Annotated in this window: 10 protein-coding genes; 8 read left to right on the plus strand and 2 right to left on the minus strand. The window is 33.4% G+C overall.

Annotation, left to right across the window (positions count from 1 at the left end):
• The first annotated feature begins 49 nt into the window (after nucleotides 1-49).
• Nucleotides 50-1,774 carry a sodium:solute symporter family protein gene (locus tag Q1A01_RS02950; RefSeq protein ID WP_299675752.1) on the plus strand — a complete coding sequence of 575 codons (1,725 nt, stop codon included), beginning with the start codon at nucleotides 50-52 and terminating at the stop codon, nucleotides 1,772-1,774.
• 137 nt (nucleotides 1,775-1,911) lie between these two features.
• Here Q1A01_RS02950 and Q1A01_RS02955 read toward each other — a convergent pair whose 3' ends face one another.
• Nucleotides 1,912-4,134 (minus strand): response regulator, encoded by a 2,223-nt coding sequence (locus Q1A01_RS02955; protein WP_299675754.1) that lies wholly within the window; start codon nucleotides 4,132-4,134, stop codon nucleotides 1,912-1,914.
• Nucleotides 4,135-4,378: 244 nt separating this feature from the next.
• Between Q1A01_RS02955 and acs the strand changes: the two genes are divergently transcribed.
• Nucleotides 4,379-6,286: an acetate--CoA ligase gene (gene acs, locus Q1A01_RS02960; protein ID WP_299675757.1), complete on the plus strand. Its 1,908-nt coding sequence runs from the start codon at nucleotides 4,379-4,381 to the stop codon at nucleotides 6,284-6,286.
• Between the two features lie 513 nt (nucleotides 6,287-6,799).
• On the opposite strand, the gene Q1A01_RS02965 is transcribed toward acs, so the two are convergent.
• Nucleotides 6,800-8,272 (minus strand): hypothetical protein, encoded by a 1,473-nt coding sequence (locus Q1A01_RS02965; RefSeq protein WP_299675760.1) that lies wholly within the window; start codon nucleotides 8,270-8,272, stop codon nucleotides 6,800-6,802.
• Nucleotides 8,273-8,872: 600 nt separating this feature from the next.
• Here Q1A01_RS02965 and Q1A01_RS02970 point away from each other — a divergent pair.
• From Q1A01_RS02970 to Q1A01_RS02995, 6 genes are read left to right on the plus strand one after another with little or no spacing between them, the layout of a single operon-like run.
• Nucleotides 8,873-11,950 (plus strand): HsdR family type I site-specific deoxyribonuclease, encoded by a 3,078-nt coding sequence (locus Q1A01_RS02970; RefSeq protein WP_299675762.1) that lies wholly within the window; start codon nucleotides 8,873-8,875, stop codon nucleotides 11,948-11,950.
• On the plus strand, nucleotides 11,947-13,569 hold the full coding sequence (locus Q1A01_RS02975) for a class I SAM-dependent DNA methyltransferase (protein ID WP_299675764.1): 1,623 nt from the start codon (nucleotides 11,947-11,949) through the stop codon (nucleotides 13,567-13,569). The genes Q1A01_RS02970 and Q1A01_RS02975 overlap by 4 nt, the downstream gene beginning before the upstream one ends.
• The gene (locus tag Q1A01_RS02980; RefSeq protein WP_299675766.1) at nucleotides 13,562-14,875 is read left to right on the plus strand and encodes a restriction endonuclease subunit S; all 1,314 of its coding nucleotides are present in this window, start codon (nucleotides 13,562-13,564) and stop codon (nucleotides 14,873-14,875) included. Before Q1A01_RS02975 ends, Q1A01_RS02980 begins: the two co-directional genes overlap by 8 nt.
• Nucleotides 14,872-17,040 (plus strand): AAA family ATPase, encoded by a 2,169-nt coding sequence (locus tag Q1A01_RS02985; RefSeq protein WP_299675768.1) that lies wholly within the window; start codon nucleotides 14,872-14,874, stop codon nucleotides 17,038-17,040. Before Q1A01_RS02980 ends, Q1A01_RS02985 begins: the two co-directional genes overlap by 4 nt.
• Entirely contained in the window at nucleotides 17,037-18,026 is a 990-nt protein-coding gene (locus tag Q1A01_RS02990; protein WP_299675770.1) for a hypothetical protein, read from the plus strand. Before Q1A01_RS02985 ends, Q1A01_RS02990 begins: the two co-directional genes overlap by 4 nt.
• Nucleotides 18,027-18,932 carry a DUF5655 domain-containing protein gene (locus Q1A01_RS02995; RefSeq protein ID WP_299675772.1) on the plus strand — a complete coding sequence of 302 codons (906 nt, stop codon included), beginning with the start codon at nucleotides 18,027-18,029 and terminating at the stop codon, nucleotides 18,930-18,932.
• Nucleotides 18,933-18,943: the final 11 nt, after the last annotated feature.

Raw genomic sequence — 18,943 nt, forward strand, 5'->3', positions numbered from 1 at the left:
GGCTTTCACGAAAGCGTACACACACTATTTTTTAACCTAATTTCTTTTTATGAACGTACAAACCTGGACATATATACTTGTAGGCGTCACTTTTGCTATTTATATAGGTATTGCCATATGGTCTCGCGCAGGATCTACCAAAGAGTTTTATGTTGCAGGAGGTGGTGTTTCCCCATGGGCAAATGGAATGGCCACCGCTGCCGACTGGATGAGTGCAGCTTCCTTTATTTCAATGGCGGGTATTATCTCTTTTGGTGGCTATGACGGTTCTGTATACCTCATGGGGTGGACGGGAGGTTATGTGTTGTTAGCGTTATTACTAGCCCCATATCTCCGAAAATTTGGCAAGTTTACCGTGCCTGATTTTATAGGAGATCGATACTATTCAAAAACCGCAAGAGTCGTTGCGGTCCTGTGTGCATTACTCGTTTCATTTACCTACGTGGCAGGGCAAATGCGTGGTGTAGGATTGGTATTTTCTAGATTCCTAGAAGTAGATATTAATACAGGTGTAATTATTGGTATGGCAATCGTGCTGTTTTATGCAGTACTTGGCGGTATGAAAGGAATTACCTATACGCAGGTAGCACAATATTGTGTGCTGATTTTTGCCTTTATGGTACCTGCTATTTTTATCTCTATTCAAATGACGGGTAACCCAATCCCACAAGTAGGTATGGGTGGAACCGTAGAAGACGGCACCTATCTTTTGGATAAACTCAACGGACTTTCGCAAGACTTAGGATTTGCACAATATACCAATGGTTCTAAATCAAAGATGGATGTGTTTATGATCACATTGGCGCTTATGGTAGGAACCGCTGGACTTCCTCATGTGATTGTTCGGTTTTTTACAGTAAAGCGTGTGAAAGATGCACGTAAATCGGCAGGAATTGCATTATTATTGATTGCTATTTTATATACCACAGCGCCTGCAGTAGCCGTATTTGCACGTACTAATATGATTACCACTGTAAGTGATCAACCGTATTCAGAAATGCCAGAATGGTTTACCAAATGGGAAGATACAGGACTCATTACATTTGAAGATAAAAATGGCGATGGGAAGGTGCAGTATACCGCTTTCGCGAAAGCAGAAAATGGACACCCTGCAAATGAACTTACTGTAGATCGTGATATCATGGTACTAGCAAATCCTGAAATTGCCAACCTTCCAGCATGGGTAATTGCACTGGTAGCCGCCGGAGGACTGGCAGCTGCATTATCTACAGCCGCAGGATTATTACTTGTAATCTCATCATCAGTATCTCATGACTTAGTAAAGAAAACATTTAAACCAGATTTAACAGACAAGCAAGAACTTTGGATTGCTCGTGGTGCTGCGACTGTAGCAGTAGTCATTGCTGGGTATTTTGGAATTGATCCACCAGGGTTTGTTGCCGCCGTAGTTGCCCTTGCTTTTGGACTTGCAGCAGCATCTTTCTTTCCAGCTATTGTGTTAGGAATTTTCTATAAAAAAATGAATAAAGAAGGAGCTGTTGCTGGAATGATTGTAGGTATTACACTCATGATTTTTTATATGCTGAAGTTTAAATTTGGTGTTTTTGATGGAGGGAAAAGTGCTGTAGTTGGACTTCAAAAAGAGTGGTGGTTTGGCATTTCTCCAGAAGGATTTGGAAGTGTTGCGATGGCGGTTAATTTTATAGTCGCACTTATCGTAAATCGTTTTACACCAGATCCGCCAGAAGAAGTGCAAGAAATTGTAGAGACTATTAGAATTCCAAGTGGCGCTGGAGATGCAAGTGCACATTAGATTGCTTTATCGTTTCACTCTCCTTTTAGTCGTGAACCTGCCGGCAGGAAGGCCTCGCAAGCTCGATTTCGCACTTCGGCAAGCTCAGTATAAACTTCTACATCATAAATTCCTTGAAAGCGTATATAAGAAATTTACTAATTGATGTACTTCACCAGAAGTTCTAGTAACCGTTCTGTTCGATACGGTTTTACAATGGCATCATCTATACCATAAGAACCAAAGTCTTTTTCTGGATTAATAGCATTTACTGCAGTGAGCGCAATAATAGGCGTGTTTAGTCCTATGTTACGAATCTCTCTACTGGAGTCAAGACCATTCATTACCGGCATATTTACATCCATAAGAATGGCATCAAAGGTTTGTTCTTTTACTTTTTCTATAGCATCCAATCCGTTATCTGCAATGCCATGTAACATACCATGTTGCTCAAGTACTTTTTGCGTGACAAGTTGATTGATCTTATTATCATCTACAATCAAAATTTTCTTGTCCTGTAGTTTTTCGACACACACATTTTCTTGAGACATATTCTCTTGTGAAAGGGTGTTTTTAGAGAAGGAAAGTACACAAGAGAATGTAGTTCCTTTACCATAGGTGCTTTCAAACATAAGCTTACTACCTAAGATGGTAAGGATTCTATTTACTATGGGAAGTCCAAGTCCTGTGCCTTCATAATCACTTAGATTGGTGCCTTGAATAAACTCTTCAAATATTTTTTCCTGTTGTTCTTCTGGAATCCCTATGCCCGTGTCTTTAATCATAAAAAGAAGCGATACATTTTGATCGTTTACACGTTGTTTTTTTACAATGATATCAATACGTCCATCTTGTGTAAACTTACTGGCATTACTTACCAAATTCATCAATATTTGAGAGATTTTAACCTGATCTCCTACTAAGGTTTTAGGAATGGTAGGATCTATATCTATGTAAACAGCATTGTTGTTTTGCTGATTAATAAACTCAAATGATTGTGTAATGCTATGTATAAGAGATTCTAATTTAAAATTGCTATTCTGAATAATTTGTCCAGTTTGTGACTCTAACTTATTTAAATTTAAAACATCATTTACCAGTGCAAGAAGATAATCTGCCGAAAATTTAAGCGAAGTAAGATCCTCTAAATGACTATTTAATTTCGGGTCTTTAAGTAAGATAGAAGATAAACCTATAATTCCATAAAGTGGTGTGCGTAGCTCATGACTGATGGTAGAAAAAAGTTGTGTTTTAGCTTGTGTAAGCTTTTCAGATTTTTCTTTAGCTTCTAAATATTGTTGATTCTTTGCTTTTAAATCTTTGAGTAATTTAAAGCGTTTACGCCGTACATAGAGTAAGAGTGCAACAAAAAACAATAAAACTCCTCCTAAGGTTAATGAGAAGTTAGAAAGTAATTTACTCTTAGATGCTTTTTGTTGTGCGAGAAGTTTTTCAAGTTCAGAAGCTTTTAAATCCTTTTCAAATTGATCTAGATTGAATTTTGAACGAGCAATTTGTTGCTGTAAGATTTTGTCTGCTTCATAGCGTTTATCTCTTAGGATATCATATTGTTTTCTAACAACATTTAATTGTTCATATTGCGCTGTTTCATCGTACGCTTGTATTAAATTTTTGTAATTGTTAAACAGCGTTTCTTCTTGGTATTTATCTTTACCAATTTCCATAGATCTTTGAATGTATTCTATGGCTTGGTCATATTGTTTTTTTTGTAAAAAAATAGCTCCTTGCACATGATATACAGTAGCAAGATATTCTTCTTTACGATCTTCTAGAATAGGCGATTCTGAAGCCATGGGTAATGTCTTGTTGACATAATACTGTGCTTTATCTGGATCATTAATGCCAACATACAGTTCAGATAAATTGTTTAAGGAGATAAAGTTGAAACGATCATCATTGGATTCCTGTCCTATTTTAAGTGATTTTTCAAAATAAGAAATAGCTTTTTTAGGATCTTCTTTAAAATAAGTGTTCCCTAGATTAATATAAGATACACCCGTTAGAACAGTATCTTTTTCATTTTTTCCTCGTGTAAGTGCTTTAGTAAAAAGTTCATCTGCTTTATCTATATCACCTAGTTGGATAAAAGCGTTTCCTAGAACTGAAATAAGACCTCTTTCTCCAGCTTTGTATTCAATATCACGTGCATTACTAATAAGATCAGGAGTTTTTTCTATGACTTTATCGTAATTAGCATTGTAGAAATCACTTCGCAAAATAGTGATCATAGAATCTATTTGAGCACTGGTATATGTATACGGAATATCTTTAAGATTTTCAGATTGTTGAAGTTCTTGCGCTGTTATTGAGAGACATAACATGCATAGAAAAACAAGTAAGATATTCGGGGTCTTAAACATCAAATTAGTTTGGGAGCAGAAATATAACTAATTTATCTTTAAATAGATACGTATATATATGAATATTATGTGCAAAAAGGTGAGATATTACTGTTTTCGTGTTTAAAATGTTGTTTTTCTGTACTATTCTATAAAAAATCTCTTGCTTTTGTGTAATTGTTTCTAAGAAGATTCTTGAAAAAAGAAGATTGTTTTGATAGGTTTAAAGTGGTAATTTTAGTGATTCTAAATGTACTATTGATTTATGAATCCATATCATATCCAAAACCTCGAGCATTATTTTCAAGTATATAGACATTCTGTAGATGCGCCAGAAGAATTCTGGCAGCAAATCGCACGTGAGAATTTTGTATGGCAAAAACCATGGGATACAATTCTGAATTGGAATCCAGATACCGCAGAAGTTCGTTGGTTTGAAGGAGCGCAACTCAATATTACAGAAAATTGTTTAGACAGACATTTAGAAACACGCGCAGATAAAACCGCTATCCTTTTTGAACCAAATAACCCGAAAGATCCAGCAACGCATATTACGTATAGAGAACTCCATACACGGGTATGTAAATTTGCCAATGTGCTTAAAGCGAAAGGTATTAAAAAAGGAGACCGTGTGTGTATTTATTTACCGATGATCCCTGAGTTGGCTATTTCAGTATTAGCATGTGCGCGTATTGGTGCAATTCATTCGGTGGTATTTGCAGGCTTTTCGGCGACGGCACTCTCTACTCGTATTAATGATGCCAAGTGTAGTATGGTGATTACAAGCGATGGCTCTTTTCGCGGAAGCAAAACCATAGATCTCAAAGGAATTGTAGATGAAGCTTTACAAGATACGCCGAGTATAGAAAATGTACTCGTTGTAAAACGTATTCAGTCAGAAATACAAATGAAGGAAGGGCGCGATTATTGGGTACAACCTTTAGTAGAACAAGCATCTGCAGATTGCCCTATCGAGGTGATGGATGCAGAAGATCCGTTGTTTATTTTATATACCTCAGGATCTACAGGAACACCTAAAGGAATGGTACATACAACCGCAGGATATATGGTGTATAGTTCCTATACTTTTAAAAATGTATTCCAATATAAAGAAGAAGATGTGTATTGGTGTACAGCCGATATTGGATGGATTACAGGACATAGTTATATTGTGTATGGACCACTAGCAAATGGAGCCACAACAGTGATGTATGAAGGTGTTCCTTCCTATCCAGATTGGGGGCGCTTCTGGGAAATTGTTCAGAAACATAAAATCACACAATTCTATACGGCACCTACTGCCATACGAGCATTAGCCAAAGAAAATTTAGAATTTGTAGAAACATATGACCTCTCTTCTCTGAAAGTTTTAGGTACTGTGGGCGAACCTATTAATGAAGAGGCATGGCATTGGTATAATGACAATATTGGGAAGAAACGTAGTCCCATTGTAGATACATGGTGGCAAACCGAAACGGGTGGTATTATGATTAGTCCGATTCCATTTGCAACCCCTACGATTCCTACATTTGCTACCTTACCGTTACCAGGTATTCAACCCGCATTGATGGATGAACACGGGAAGGAGATAGAAGGCAACCAGGTCGACGGTCGTCTTTGTATCAAATTCCCATGGCCATCTATGGCGCGAACTATTTGGGGGAATCATCAACGTTATATTGATACGTATTTTTCCGCTTTCGCGAAAAAGTATTTCACTGGCGATGGCGCTTTTAGAGATGCTACCGGTTATTACCGAATCACAGGACGTGTAGACGATGTCATTATTGTATCTGGACACAATCTGGGAACTGCACCCATAGAAGATGCCATTAATGAACATCCTGCTGTTGCCGAAAGTGCTATTGTAGGCTTCCCACACGATATTAAAGGAAATGCATTGTATGGCTATGTGATTCTAAAAGAAACAGGCGAAACTCGAAATCACGACAACCTCCGTAAAGAAATCAACCAAGTCATTACCGAAAAAATAGGTCCTATTGCCAAACTTGATAAAATCCAATTTACGATAGGACTTCCAAAAACACGATCGGGAAAAATCATGCGTCGTATCCTCCGTAAAATCGCTCACGGCGAAAGTGACCAACTAGGTGATATCAGTACATTATTAAATCCTGAAGTCGTGGAAGCAGTGATACAGGAGGCGTTGTAAGGTTTTCATTGCTGACCCGGCATTTCGGTACAATTTTACAGTTGCTATAAAGCAACCGTAAAACCACTCAATGTCCTTTGATTTGTCTTCAAATGCGGGGCTTCGGTACATTTTGCTTTCAGCAAAACACTCAGCCACCTTTGATTGTAACAATGATAGGACATTGAGTGGCACGCTGAAAGCGGGCTGTATCGAAATGCCCGACTTCATTTTTGCTTTCGCTAAAAACACTCAGCCACTTTTGATTTGTCTTCAAATGCGGGGCTTCGGTACATTTTGCTTTCAGCAAAACACTCAGCCACCTTACTTGTAGATTCATAAAGTGAAGTCTCTTGTGTTGTCAGTATCATAGGACATTGAGTGATTTATAAAGTGGAGTTTCTTGTATAGTTAGTATCACAGGACATTGAGTGATTTTAGAGTTCTGAAAAAGAACTCTGAAATTGTATCGAAATGACCGACTAGCAATTCTTAAATCAAAAATAGAGTAGTACTCTAATTTAGAGTGTTACTCTATTTTTCTTCTTTTTTACTAATAATAGTAAAAGGAATCCCTACTCTGATTCGTGCTAAAAAGTCGTCATTTACTTTTGTGTTGTAAATAGCATTATCCCAACCCGCGTCAATACCAAAAGTAGTACCTGATTTTGTTTTAAATAATGGACCCATTAAAGCAGTAAAATTAGAATTATAGGTCGTGTTTTCAGGACGTTTAGATAAAAACTGATGTTCTAGTGAAATATTAAATCCTATATTTTTGTTTTCACCAAATAAAAATGCAGTGTATAGATGGAAATCACCCGTTTGAAAATCGTCAGTTACTGTATTGAAATTTCCAAGTAGCACATTGTCTTCATCACGTATATTAAAAATGCCATCTACAGATTCTGTTATTTTTGGAGTGCCGTCAATTAGATCATTGTCAAGAAAAGAACCCGTATTAAAGCGAAAACCTAGCTGAAAATACCCTAAATATCCCTTTGCTTCTGTACTCGCATTAACATTAAATGAAAAAACAGAATTAAGTTTGTTTTGACTTCTATCATCAGGTAGACCTACTGTATTAATAGCTGTTATGTTTTCATCTGTAAATGTGTATGTGTTATTCCTTACATTCATATCAATACCTAACCACATCATATAATTATGCCCGTATGTACTGTTATTGGCTTTATCATAAGCAAGTAATTGTTTTTTAACAAAGTCTTTTATTTTTTTTGAATCTGTCTTTAAACTTAAAAATTCATTAATTGATTTCTTCTCTTTTTCTAAGAATGTATAAGTGCCAACATAATCTTTACTTTCAATCAGCTTTTTCACTTCAGGAAATACTTTTACAACAGCATCATAATTTTTAGTTTGTTTAATTTGAGCAATTTCTGAGTTATTTTCTAGTGAAGTTTGTAACCCTCCAATACGTTTTAAGAATATACTATCAAATTTTTCAGGATGTAATAAAATAGCTTGTGCAGTAAGTTTACTTAATTTTTTATAACGCTTTAGTTGATCTTCATTGATACCTATATATCTTTTAGCTCTAATTAATTTATGTCTAAATCCAATATTTAGCCCAACTGCACTGTTCCATGCATCATCTGAGTATAAACCAAAAACACTGCCCATCCCATTAGCATTCACCCCAATTGTCAAATAGGTTTGTTTGACACTGTTTTCATTACTAATTCTAAAATTATTATTTAAAGAAATGGTTGTATTATCACTATTACGTGTAAACCCAAAAGCAGAACCATTAGTCAATGCATCTGTATTTGAAAAAAGTAAGGAGCTAAAAATCTCATTTAGGTCTTTTGTTAGTAGTTTGTCTTGAACAACTTTAGTGGAGTCTGGTTTGATTTTATATGTAGACAATTCTTTTTCCAATTCGATTTTATACGCATTAATAGTAGCTTGTGGAGTAGTCACCTGACTATATATACTATTAGATATATAGATAAGGCAGATAAAAAAGTAGTATGTTTTTTTCATAAGAAGAATAATTTATAATGCGAATGTAATATTTGTGTTACTTTCTCATGATACCCACTACTAGGTATTTTTAGTGGAAATGCCTTTGCAATGAGTACTTTACGGAAACCCGTATATTCATAAGTGAACAATTCACGTCCTATTCATTTACTTTTTTCTCAAAATAGAGTGTTACTCTATTTTTTGGTTTTAAGTTGGGGCTTTGGTACAATCTCGATTGCGTCGAGATCACTCAGCCGCTTTTGATTTGGTTTCTAATTCGGGACTTCGGTACAATGCTTCGTTCTTCAGCATCACTCAGCCGCCTTGCATTGTAACAATGACAGGACATTGCGTGATTTATAAAGTAAAGCCACTATTTGTGTTACCATCAAAGGACATTGAGTGATTTATAAAGTGCTGAAAGCATTTTATAAATTGTACCGAAATGCCGCCTCGCCATTCCCTTAGCCCTCTTACGGAAACCCGTAAAATAGTTCTTCTTAGAAAACCGTATCTTCACGCTTCAAGATTCACCCCCTAAATTCAAAGTAAAATTGTACTGCAATACGGTATGTGTTGTGGTATGGGATTTTTATATTTACAATAGGGAATAGCTATATGAGATTTAATGAAGATTCAAGAGTAAAACTACCTGCAATATTGCACCTTACGCAATTAGGCTATACCTATATTTCTTTAAAAGAAGCTAATTGGGATCTTGATACTAATATCTTCACAGATATCTTCAAATCTTCTATTGCTAGGATTAATCCTCATCTTGAAGCTTCAGATATAGATAGATTGTATCAAGAAATAAGCTTGTCTTTAGAAAATGAAGACTTAGGGAAGGTGTTTTATGAAATGTTGATAGAACGTTCAGGAACACGACTCATAGATTTTGAAGATTTTTCTAATAATGACTTTCAGGTTTGTACAGAGCTTACGTATAAGAATGGTGAAGATGAATTTCGACCAGATATTATTTGTTTGATTAATGGAATGCCATTGGTGTTTATAGAAGTTAAGAAGCCTAATAATCGAGAAGGGGTTTTAGCAGAACGTAAACGTATTCAGAGGAGAACTCAGAATAAGAAATTTAGAAAGTTTATAAACCTTACTCAGTTTATGATTTTCTCTAACAATATGGAGTATGACCCTAACGAGATAGAACCTTGGCAAGGGGCTTTTTATGCAGCTACTTCGTATAAGAATCCTATGTTTAATTATTTTAGAGAAGAGATAGGATTTAATCTTTCTCAAGTACTTAAGCCATTAGATCCAGACACACAAGATTTCTTATTAAAGGATACTAATTACCAATCACTTAAAAACAGTCCTGAATTTATAACGAATAAAAACCCAGATTCAGCTACCAATAGTGTACTTACTTCATTATTGAGTAAAGACCGTCTGGCGTTTATGCTACGATACTCAATTGCCTATGTAAAAGAAAGTAACGGATTGCAAAAGCATATCATGCGATACCCTCAGTTTTTTGCAACCAAGGCCATTGAAGAAAAACTAGATGAAGGAGTTCGAAAAGGAATCATTTGGCATACACAAGGAAGTGGTAAAACAGCACTTGCGTATTACAATACGCACCATCTTACTGATTATTTCCAGAAGCAACATAAGATTCCTAAGTTTTACTTTATTGTAGATAGATTGGATTTGTTGACACAAGCAAGAGATGAATTTACAGCAAGAGGATTAAAAGTGCATACCGTAAATTCTCGCGATGAATTTGTGCGAGATTTACGTAAAACTACGGCTTTAAATAACGATAAGGGAGAACGCGAAATTACGGTAGTTAATATCCAAAAATTTAAGGATGATCACGAGATAAGTAAGACGACCGATTATGATATTAATATCCAGCGTATCTACTTTCTGGATGAAGTACATAGAAGTTATAACCCAGAAGGAAGTTTTCTCGCAAACTTAGAGCAAAGCGATAAAAATGCAATAAAGATTGGTTTGACAGGAACGCCACTTATTGGTGATAGTTTAAAATCAACAAAACTCTTTGGGAAGTATATTCATAAATATTATTACAACAAATCCATTGCAGATGGATATACTCTTAAGCTTATACGAGAAGAAATAGAGACCGAATACAAGGTGCTTCTTAAAAATGCATTAGACGGTATTGACATAAAAAAGGGCGATGTAGATAAGAAAACCTTATATGCACATCCTTCTTTTGTTGAACCTATGCTCGCGTATATTGTTTCTGATTTTGAAAAATTTCGTCAGACTAAAGATGATCCAAGTGTGGGCGGTATGGTGATTTGTGACAGTAGCGAACAGGCAGAAGAGATGTACAAGATTTTTAATGCTACATACGCTTTCGCGGAAGCGGAAACAGAAAATACAGATCGCATTGCAGCAGAACCAACACCTACCTATGGAGCGCAACGAAAAGAAGCCTATAAAGTAAAAACCGCTGCATTAATACTCTATGACTCGGGAAGCAAACAAGAACTAGAAACATGGCGTGATGCCTTTAAAGAAGGCAAAATAGACCTATTGTTTGTGTACAATATGTTACTTACAGGATTTGATGCCAAACGATTAAAAAAAATGTATTTGGGGCGTTTGATACGTAGTCATAATCTTTTACAAGCACTCACCCGTGTGAATAGAACCTATAAAGACTATCAATATGGATTTGTTGTAGACTTTGCTGATATCTCTAAAGAATTTGATAAAACCAACCGAGCGTATTTTGATGAACTTCAAGAAGTGCTAGGCGATGAAATGGAGAGCTATTCAGATCTATTTATGTCTCGGGAAGAGATGGAAGAAAAAATACGAGATATTAAAGAAATATTAGCCGATTATGATGTAAAGAATGGAGAACATTTCTCTATGCAGATTTCTGAAATTTATAATCGTGGTGAGATGCTCAAGATTAAAAAATCTCTAGAAGATGCAAAATCGTTGTATAATATCATTCGTTTAGTAGGAGATTACGAATTGTTAGAGCGTCTTGATTTTAGAAAACTAAGTGCATTACGTATTATGGCAGTAGATAGACTTGCCTTACTCAATGCAAAAGAAGCCTTTAAAAACAATGATGAGGTAGGCAATTTATTAAACATTGCTTTAGAAGACATTCTATTTGAATTTACCAAAACGGGAGAAGCAGAAATGATTCTGGGCGATGCTTTAAAAGATATCCTTAAGAAAACCAGAGAAGCTCTTGGAAATAATTTTGATCCTAAAGACCCACAATGGGTAAGCCTATATGATGAACTAAGACGTTTGTTTGAAAATAAGAATTTGAATGAAGTCACTCAAGATGAGATGCGAGATAATATGAAATCGCTCAAACATATCCATGAAGCCATCAAAGAACTTAACCGTAAAAACGACCTCTTAAAAAGTAAATACGAAGGCGATCCTAAATATGCACGTGTACAAAAACGATTACTGGAAGCAGGTCGCCCTTCTAAAATAAAAACTGCGATCATAGAAGCATTGCAAACTATAAAAGCAGCAACAGACACCCGAGTGTTGCAACAAAATGATATCTTGACCAACGAAAGCTATTTTACAAAACAAGTAGCCAAAATGGTCAATAGTACCTTTAAAGAAACCCTACAACAATCGCTAGATTATGATACGGTCGTTTTTATAAGCGACATTATTGTAAAAGAATACCTAGACGAATATTTTGACAGAACCGCATGACAGCAGATATTACAACGCAACACATTATAAAAACCAAAGAACTTATAGACGACTTAAAAGCTGTCTGTGTTAGTTTTGGATTAGGTAATGATGGAGATGAATTTAAAATTATTACCCAAATATTTTTATATAAATACCTCAATGATAAGTTTACGTATGAACTGAAGAAAATACATCCGGATTGGTTTACAGATGACCAATGGATAGAGAATCTTAAAGCATTGCCTGATGATGATTATAAAAAACTAGAGTTTGAAATAGATAGCGATATTGCGTTTTTAAAGCCACATCATTTTTTACCCTATTTATTTAACAGACAAGACGAACCCGATTTTGCAAAGCAATTGGATGAAACCTTGCTAGATATTGCAGCAGAAAATAATGAACTTTTTGCTTTAACTACGGCAGATGGTGTCAAGGTTAGACTGTTTACAGCTATTACAGAATATGTGAAAAGTAAGCGAGACGCCTTTGCCAAAGCCTTAATCAATAAGTTGGTGATCTTTAATTTTGAAGATGTGATGGGAGAAGGTTTTGATTTTTTCTCTACTATTTTTGAATACTTAATCAAAGGTTATAACAATGATGCAGGAGGCACATATGCAGAGTATTATACGCCACATGCGGTAGCTAAAGTTATGGCAGCCATTATGATTCCTTCTCCTGTAAGTAATGTCACTATTTTTGACCCAAGTGCAGGCTCAGGAACCTTATTGATGAATTTGGCACATGCCATAGGGCCTAAAAAATGTACGGTATATTCTCAGGATATATCTCAGAAATCCTCCAATCTATTAAGATTAAATCTCACACTTAATAATCTCGTACATAGTATTCAGAATGTCATAGAAGGAAATACCTTAACAGAACCTTATCATCGCGATCAAAAATTTGACTATATCGTGAGTAATCCTCCTTTTAAGTTAGATTTTAGTGATGATTTAGATGCGCTTTCGCGAAAAGAAAACAAGCAACGTTTCTTTGCAGGATTACCGAATGTTCCTAAGAAAGCCAAAGATAAAATGGCCATCTATCCTTTATTTATCCAACACATCATGCACGTATTGGCTGATCATGGAAAAGCAGCGGTTGTTGTCCCTACAGGATTTATTACCGCACAAAGTGGGATAGAAAAACGTATCAGAACCAAACTTGTAGAAGAAAAAATGTTGGCAGGTGTAGTGAGTATGCCAAGTAATATTTTTGCGACCACTGGCACCAATGTTTCCATCTTATTTTTAGATAAAACCAATAGCGCAGATGATGCTAAAGTGGTATTAATAGATGCTAGTGGTTTAGGAAAAACCATCAAAGAAGGCAAAAATCAAAAAACAGTCTTACAGCCCGACGAAGAACAGCAAATCATTAATACGTTTATCAAGCAGGAAGTCATAGACGATTTTTCAGTAGCTGTTAGTTATGATGAGATCAAAGAAAAAAACTATTCTCTAAGTGCAGGGCAGTATTTTGAAATTAAGATTGAATATGATGAGATTAGTGAAAATCAATTCAATTCGATAATTAATAAAAAGCAAGAATATGTTGATGCGCTTTTTAGCAAATCAAAACTACTAGAAAAGAAAATATCTGAAACCTTAAAATCTATTTCTTATGAATGATTGGAACAGGTTGGGTGATTATGTTTCTTCTTCACTAAAGGGTATTACTCCTAAGTATGTTACTAATAGCTCTATTATTGTACTAAATCAAAAATGTATTCGTAATAATAGAGTTGATTATAGCTTTTCAAAGTTTCATAATGGTGATAAACCGTTTAATGAAAATAAAATTGTTAAGGTGGGGGATCTATTGTTTAATTCTACTGGGCAAGGTACGGCTGGTCGTTGCGCTTTTGTACGAAAACTACCAATTGATAAAACTGTAATTACCGATAGCCATATTTTAATAATTAGGATAGATGATTATTACTTATCAGAATGTTTTAGTTATAGTTTATATAAAGAAGAGGATCTTATTCAGTCTTTTATGGACGGAAGTACTGGTCAAGGAGAGTTAGATAAACTCAGATTGTTCAATATTGAATTTAAATTGCCAAGCATAAAGTATCGAAAGAATGTATGCGTATTTTTAAATACAATAGATCAAAAAATAGAGGTTAATAACAAAATCAACCAAGAATTAGAGTCGCTAGCCAAATTAATCTACGACTATTGGTTTGTTCAGTTTGATTTTCCAGATGCCAATGGCAAACCGTATAAATCTTCTGGCGGGAAGATGGTGTATAATGCCGTGTTAAAACGGGAGATTCCTGAGGGGTGGGAATCTGGAACTTTTGAAGATGTTGCAGTAATAATAGGAGGTAGTACACCATCTAAAGCTGAAAAGGTCTATTATACCAAAGATAATGGAACACCATGGATAACCCCAAAAGATCTTTCAATTAATAAAGGGAAAAAATATATTACAAGAGGAGAAATTGATGTGACAGAAAAAGGAATTAATAAAGCTTCCTTAAAATTAATGCCCGCGGGGACAATATTGCTTAGCTCTAGAGCACCAATTGGGTATTTAGCAATTTCTAGAGAAATTGTTACTACAAACCAAGGTTTCAAATCATTTGTCCCTAGAGATTATTTCACAAGTGAATTTTTGTTTTATCAAATTAAAAATAAAATACCACTCATTGAAGCAAGATCAAGTGGCTCTACATTTAAAGAAGTTTCTGCTTCAATATTAAAAGGAATTAAAATTATAATTCCTCCAAAAAAAATAATTGAAGAGTATCAAAAAATAATAAAACCAATTTTTTCAAAGCAAAACTTAGTTGAGTTAGAAAACCAAGAACTAGCTTCCTTACGCGATTGGTTATTGCCTATGTTAATGAATGGGCAGGTCACAGTTGGGGAGGCAAAAGAGCAATTGGGTATGGTTGCGGAGGAGAATGTTAAATATGGGGAGAGATGAGTGGGTTTAAGTTATTGGGAATACGTCCTTTGAAAAGGTGTGGAGATAGGTTTAGGAAAAATTTAGTTGAAGATGAAATTTATACGTTCTACAATGAGTATACCTTTGATCTAAATAGAGAAAATGAAGTTGAATGTATTGAATATAGAAACACCTATCCTAAAAATTTTTTCTATATAGATGGTCCCGTAAATGAATTAACAGGAGATAAGTCAGATCCTATAAAAATTAATATCTCAGCGATTGTAGGGAAAAATGGAAGTGGTAAAAGTGCGCTATCTGAACTTTTACTATACAGTCTTTTTGTATGCTCAAGACATTTTAAATTTATTGATGAAAATTTGTTTTTAAATATAAAGAGTAAAAAACAAAAAGATATTAGTCAGGATGATAGACAAGAAGAAGTTACATATATTAAAGATTTAGAAGAAATTGGGGACGGTTTAAGAGTAGAAATCTTTTATACACTAGATGAGAAACTCTTTAAATTAAAAATAGATGGAGATGAAGTTTTAATTGAAGAAGGGATTTTAAAAGAACAATTTTATTATTTTAAAGGAGATTTAAAACCACTAACAAATGAGAGAAAAGAATTTTCTTTTTTTTACTCTGTAGTTATAAATTATTCTCTCTATGGGTTCAATACTAATCAAATAGGTGTTTGGATTAAATCACTTTTTCATAAAAATGATGGTTATCAAACCCCTGTAGTTATTAACCCATACAGAAATAAGGGAAATATAGATGTGAATAGAGAAGCATACCTCACAAGTTCCCGATTATTAGCTAATATTTTAAGTATAGAACAATATAAAGAAATTAACACGAAATCGGAGATAGATGTTATCCAATTATATTTTGATAAAAGAAAAGATTATGAATATTTAAGAGGTGAAGAATATGAAAAATTACCAGAATTTATAACTGAAAGATTTACAAAAGAATTTAAAGAATCTTTTAGAAAACATATTTTGATTCCATTATTTAATAAAACATTCAATGATAGATCTGATCCTGAAAAAGAGTTTGAATACCCAAAGATTGAAGATAAAAGCATATTTTACTTTGCAGAGATTTATTTGATTAAAAAACTCATTACAATTCCTACTAGATATAAGATTTTTGATGACTTTGATAAGCAAATAAATAAAAAGAAAGAGCTACAGGATAATTATAAAATTAATCCAGAAAATGCAAAAGAATACGTTGCGGCACTTTATAAATACAAAAGTCATATCACTTTAAAAGTACAGCAGACATTAAACTTTTTAAGAGAGGATATTTTTTCAATTAATACTGAAAAAGAAGATTTTGAAACTACACTGAAAATAAATGAAATTGTCGATAAAGTACAGAGTATACAGTTGAAATCATGGTTTTCTGAAGCTGTTGAACATGTTCCTCCACCATTTTTTGTAAATAAAATACAATTTAAAGATAGAAGTTACTTTAGAGATATGAGTTCAGGAGAGAAGCAAAAGATATATGCTTTAAACTCCATTGTATATCATATAAAAAATGTTGATTCCGTTCATAAAAATGAAGAAAGGAATGAAGAAAAAGAAATTATTACGTATGATGCGATCAATCTAGTTCTTGACGAAATAGAACTCTATTACCATCCTGACTTTCAAAGAGAATTTATTTATGAATTACTGGCATTCTTTAAAAGTGCAAAGTTTAATTATATTAAAACCATAAATATTTTATTCTTAACACATTCTCCTTTTATACTTTCTGATATTCCAAACCAAAATGTGCTGAAATTAGAAAAAGGTGAAAAGCAACCTTATAATGCTTTAGATAGGACTTTTGGGGCAAATATTTATGCCCTATTAGATGATACGTTTTATATGAATAATACGTTGGGTGCATTTGCAGAGCAAAAACTCAAAAAACTATTAGAAGAACTAATAGAAAAGGATAGTTCCTTAGGATCACATAAAATAAAAGAACGCAATAGAAAAATAGAAACTTTATTAGATAGTTTTCCTAAAGAGAATACGGATAAAGAAATACAACAGATCATAGAACTTATAGGCGAACCTATAATTAAAGATCAATTTGAGCAACTTTATTTTAAAAATTCTATTGATGAATTGACATTGTTACAAGAACGTATTAAAACTTTAGAGGCTGAACTTAATAAACCAAAGGAGGAATGATCACTTTAATTCAGAGTTCAAATAATACTAAATTGTATTATGATCTAATTGATACTGATTTAGGTAATTATAAGTCAATTTCAAAAAAACTTCAAAATTGGATTGTAAATAACTCAGAGAGTCAGGATCTTGATATAGTAGAGTACATTAAGGAAAATATAGAAGAAATAATTACTAGTCTACCTAGAAAATTACAACTTTTTATAAATGAATTTATTAATAAAGGATTTCAAAATAGGATTTACGATTCTACAGAAGAAGAATTACAAAGTATAGGTAAAGAACTCGAAAAAATATTTAATTATAAATCCTTTAGAAGTAGTAAAAAAGCAATCTGGCTAGCTAAAACTATTAATATCAAATCTTGTGTAACTTGTAATACACAATTTGCCTTAACTACTCATAAAAAAGGAGAAGAGAAACTATTATTTCATCTGGACCATTATTTTCCTAAAAGTGTATACCCTTATTTAAGTTTATCTTATTATAACTTAATTCCCTGTTGTGCAAGTTGTAATATGGGCAAATCGAATAAAATATTTACATTAGAAAATAATATTCACCCGTATTTAGAGAGTTTTCATGAGATTGCAGCTTTTAAAATTAAAAAGGAAAGCTTATTAAAATATTTAATTAATACTAAAGAAAATGAAGATTTAATACGTTATGAAGTAAATCTTAGGGAAAAATATATAGATAATGACAAATATGAAGAGAAGCTTAACAATTATTTAAGAGAGTACCGTATTGAGGAACAATATATTCAATTTAAGGATGTTGCTTCAGAGCTATTTTTAAAATCTAAATATTACCATAAAAGTAGAAGAAAGGAAATAATAGACTTTTTTGAATGTGAAGGAATTAAAGTTTCACATGAATTAATTAAAAGATTTATAATTGGAAACTATTATCAAGATAAAGATTTGTTAAAAAGACCGTTAGCTAAATTCACACAAGATATTGCAAAACAATTAAAACTAATCTAAATGGCAGACATCAAACTCTATTCAATAAAAGGAGAGATTGCAACTTCAAACACTCCTATTGATTTTAAATATGAACGTGAGATTCAAAATTTGTGTGAAAGAAATTTAGAAACCTTTTTTGGTATACGATTTTTAGCTTCAGAATATTCTACAGGGAATAAACACAAAGGAAGAATAGATAGTCTTGGAATAGATGAAAATAATTGCCCAGTTATTATAGAATATAAATTAGACAGTAAAGAAAATGTAATTAATCAAGGGCTTTTCTACCTAGATTGGTTAATGGATCATAAAGCAAATTTTGAATTACTGTGTATGAAAAAAGAGATGCTGTCTAAAAATGAAGAAGTAGATTGGTCAAACCCTAGATTGCTTTGTATTGCAAAAGATTTCACCCGTTATGATGATTATGCTATCGGACAAATAAATAGAAATATAGAACTGATACGATATCGAGCTTTTGATGGAGGAAGCATTATATTTGAATTAGCTGGAACATCTCAAAAAAATGATGCTGAAAAATCAACTTCTCGGGGGACTATAAAATATAGAGATATGAACGATGCAGTAAATGCAGCATCTGATGATTTACTTGCATTATATCAAGAAATTGAAGATTTTATATTCTCACTTGGCGATGATATTCAGAAAAAGGAATTAAAATATTATCATGCGTTTTCAAGAATTAAAAACTTTGTATGTTCTGAAATATTTTCAAAAAAGAAAGAAATTCGTCTTTATCTAAAAGTAGATTTCACTAATATTAAAAATCCTACAAAGAATATAAGAGATGTTTCTACTACGGGACATTACGGAACTGGTGATACAGAAGTAACAATTAAAAAAACAGAAGATCTTAATGATTTTATAAAGAAATTGATAGAAGACTCGTATAATATTAGTTAGTTGAGAATAGT

Origin of the sequence: uncultured Dokdonia sp., from assembly GCF_947492815.1 — a bacterium.
GTDB lineage: Bacteria > Bacteroidota > Bacteroidia > Flavobacteriales > Flavobacteriaceae > Dokdonia.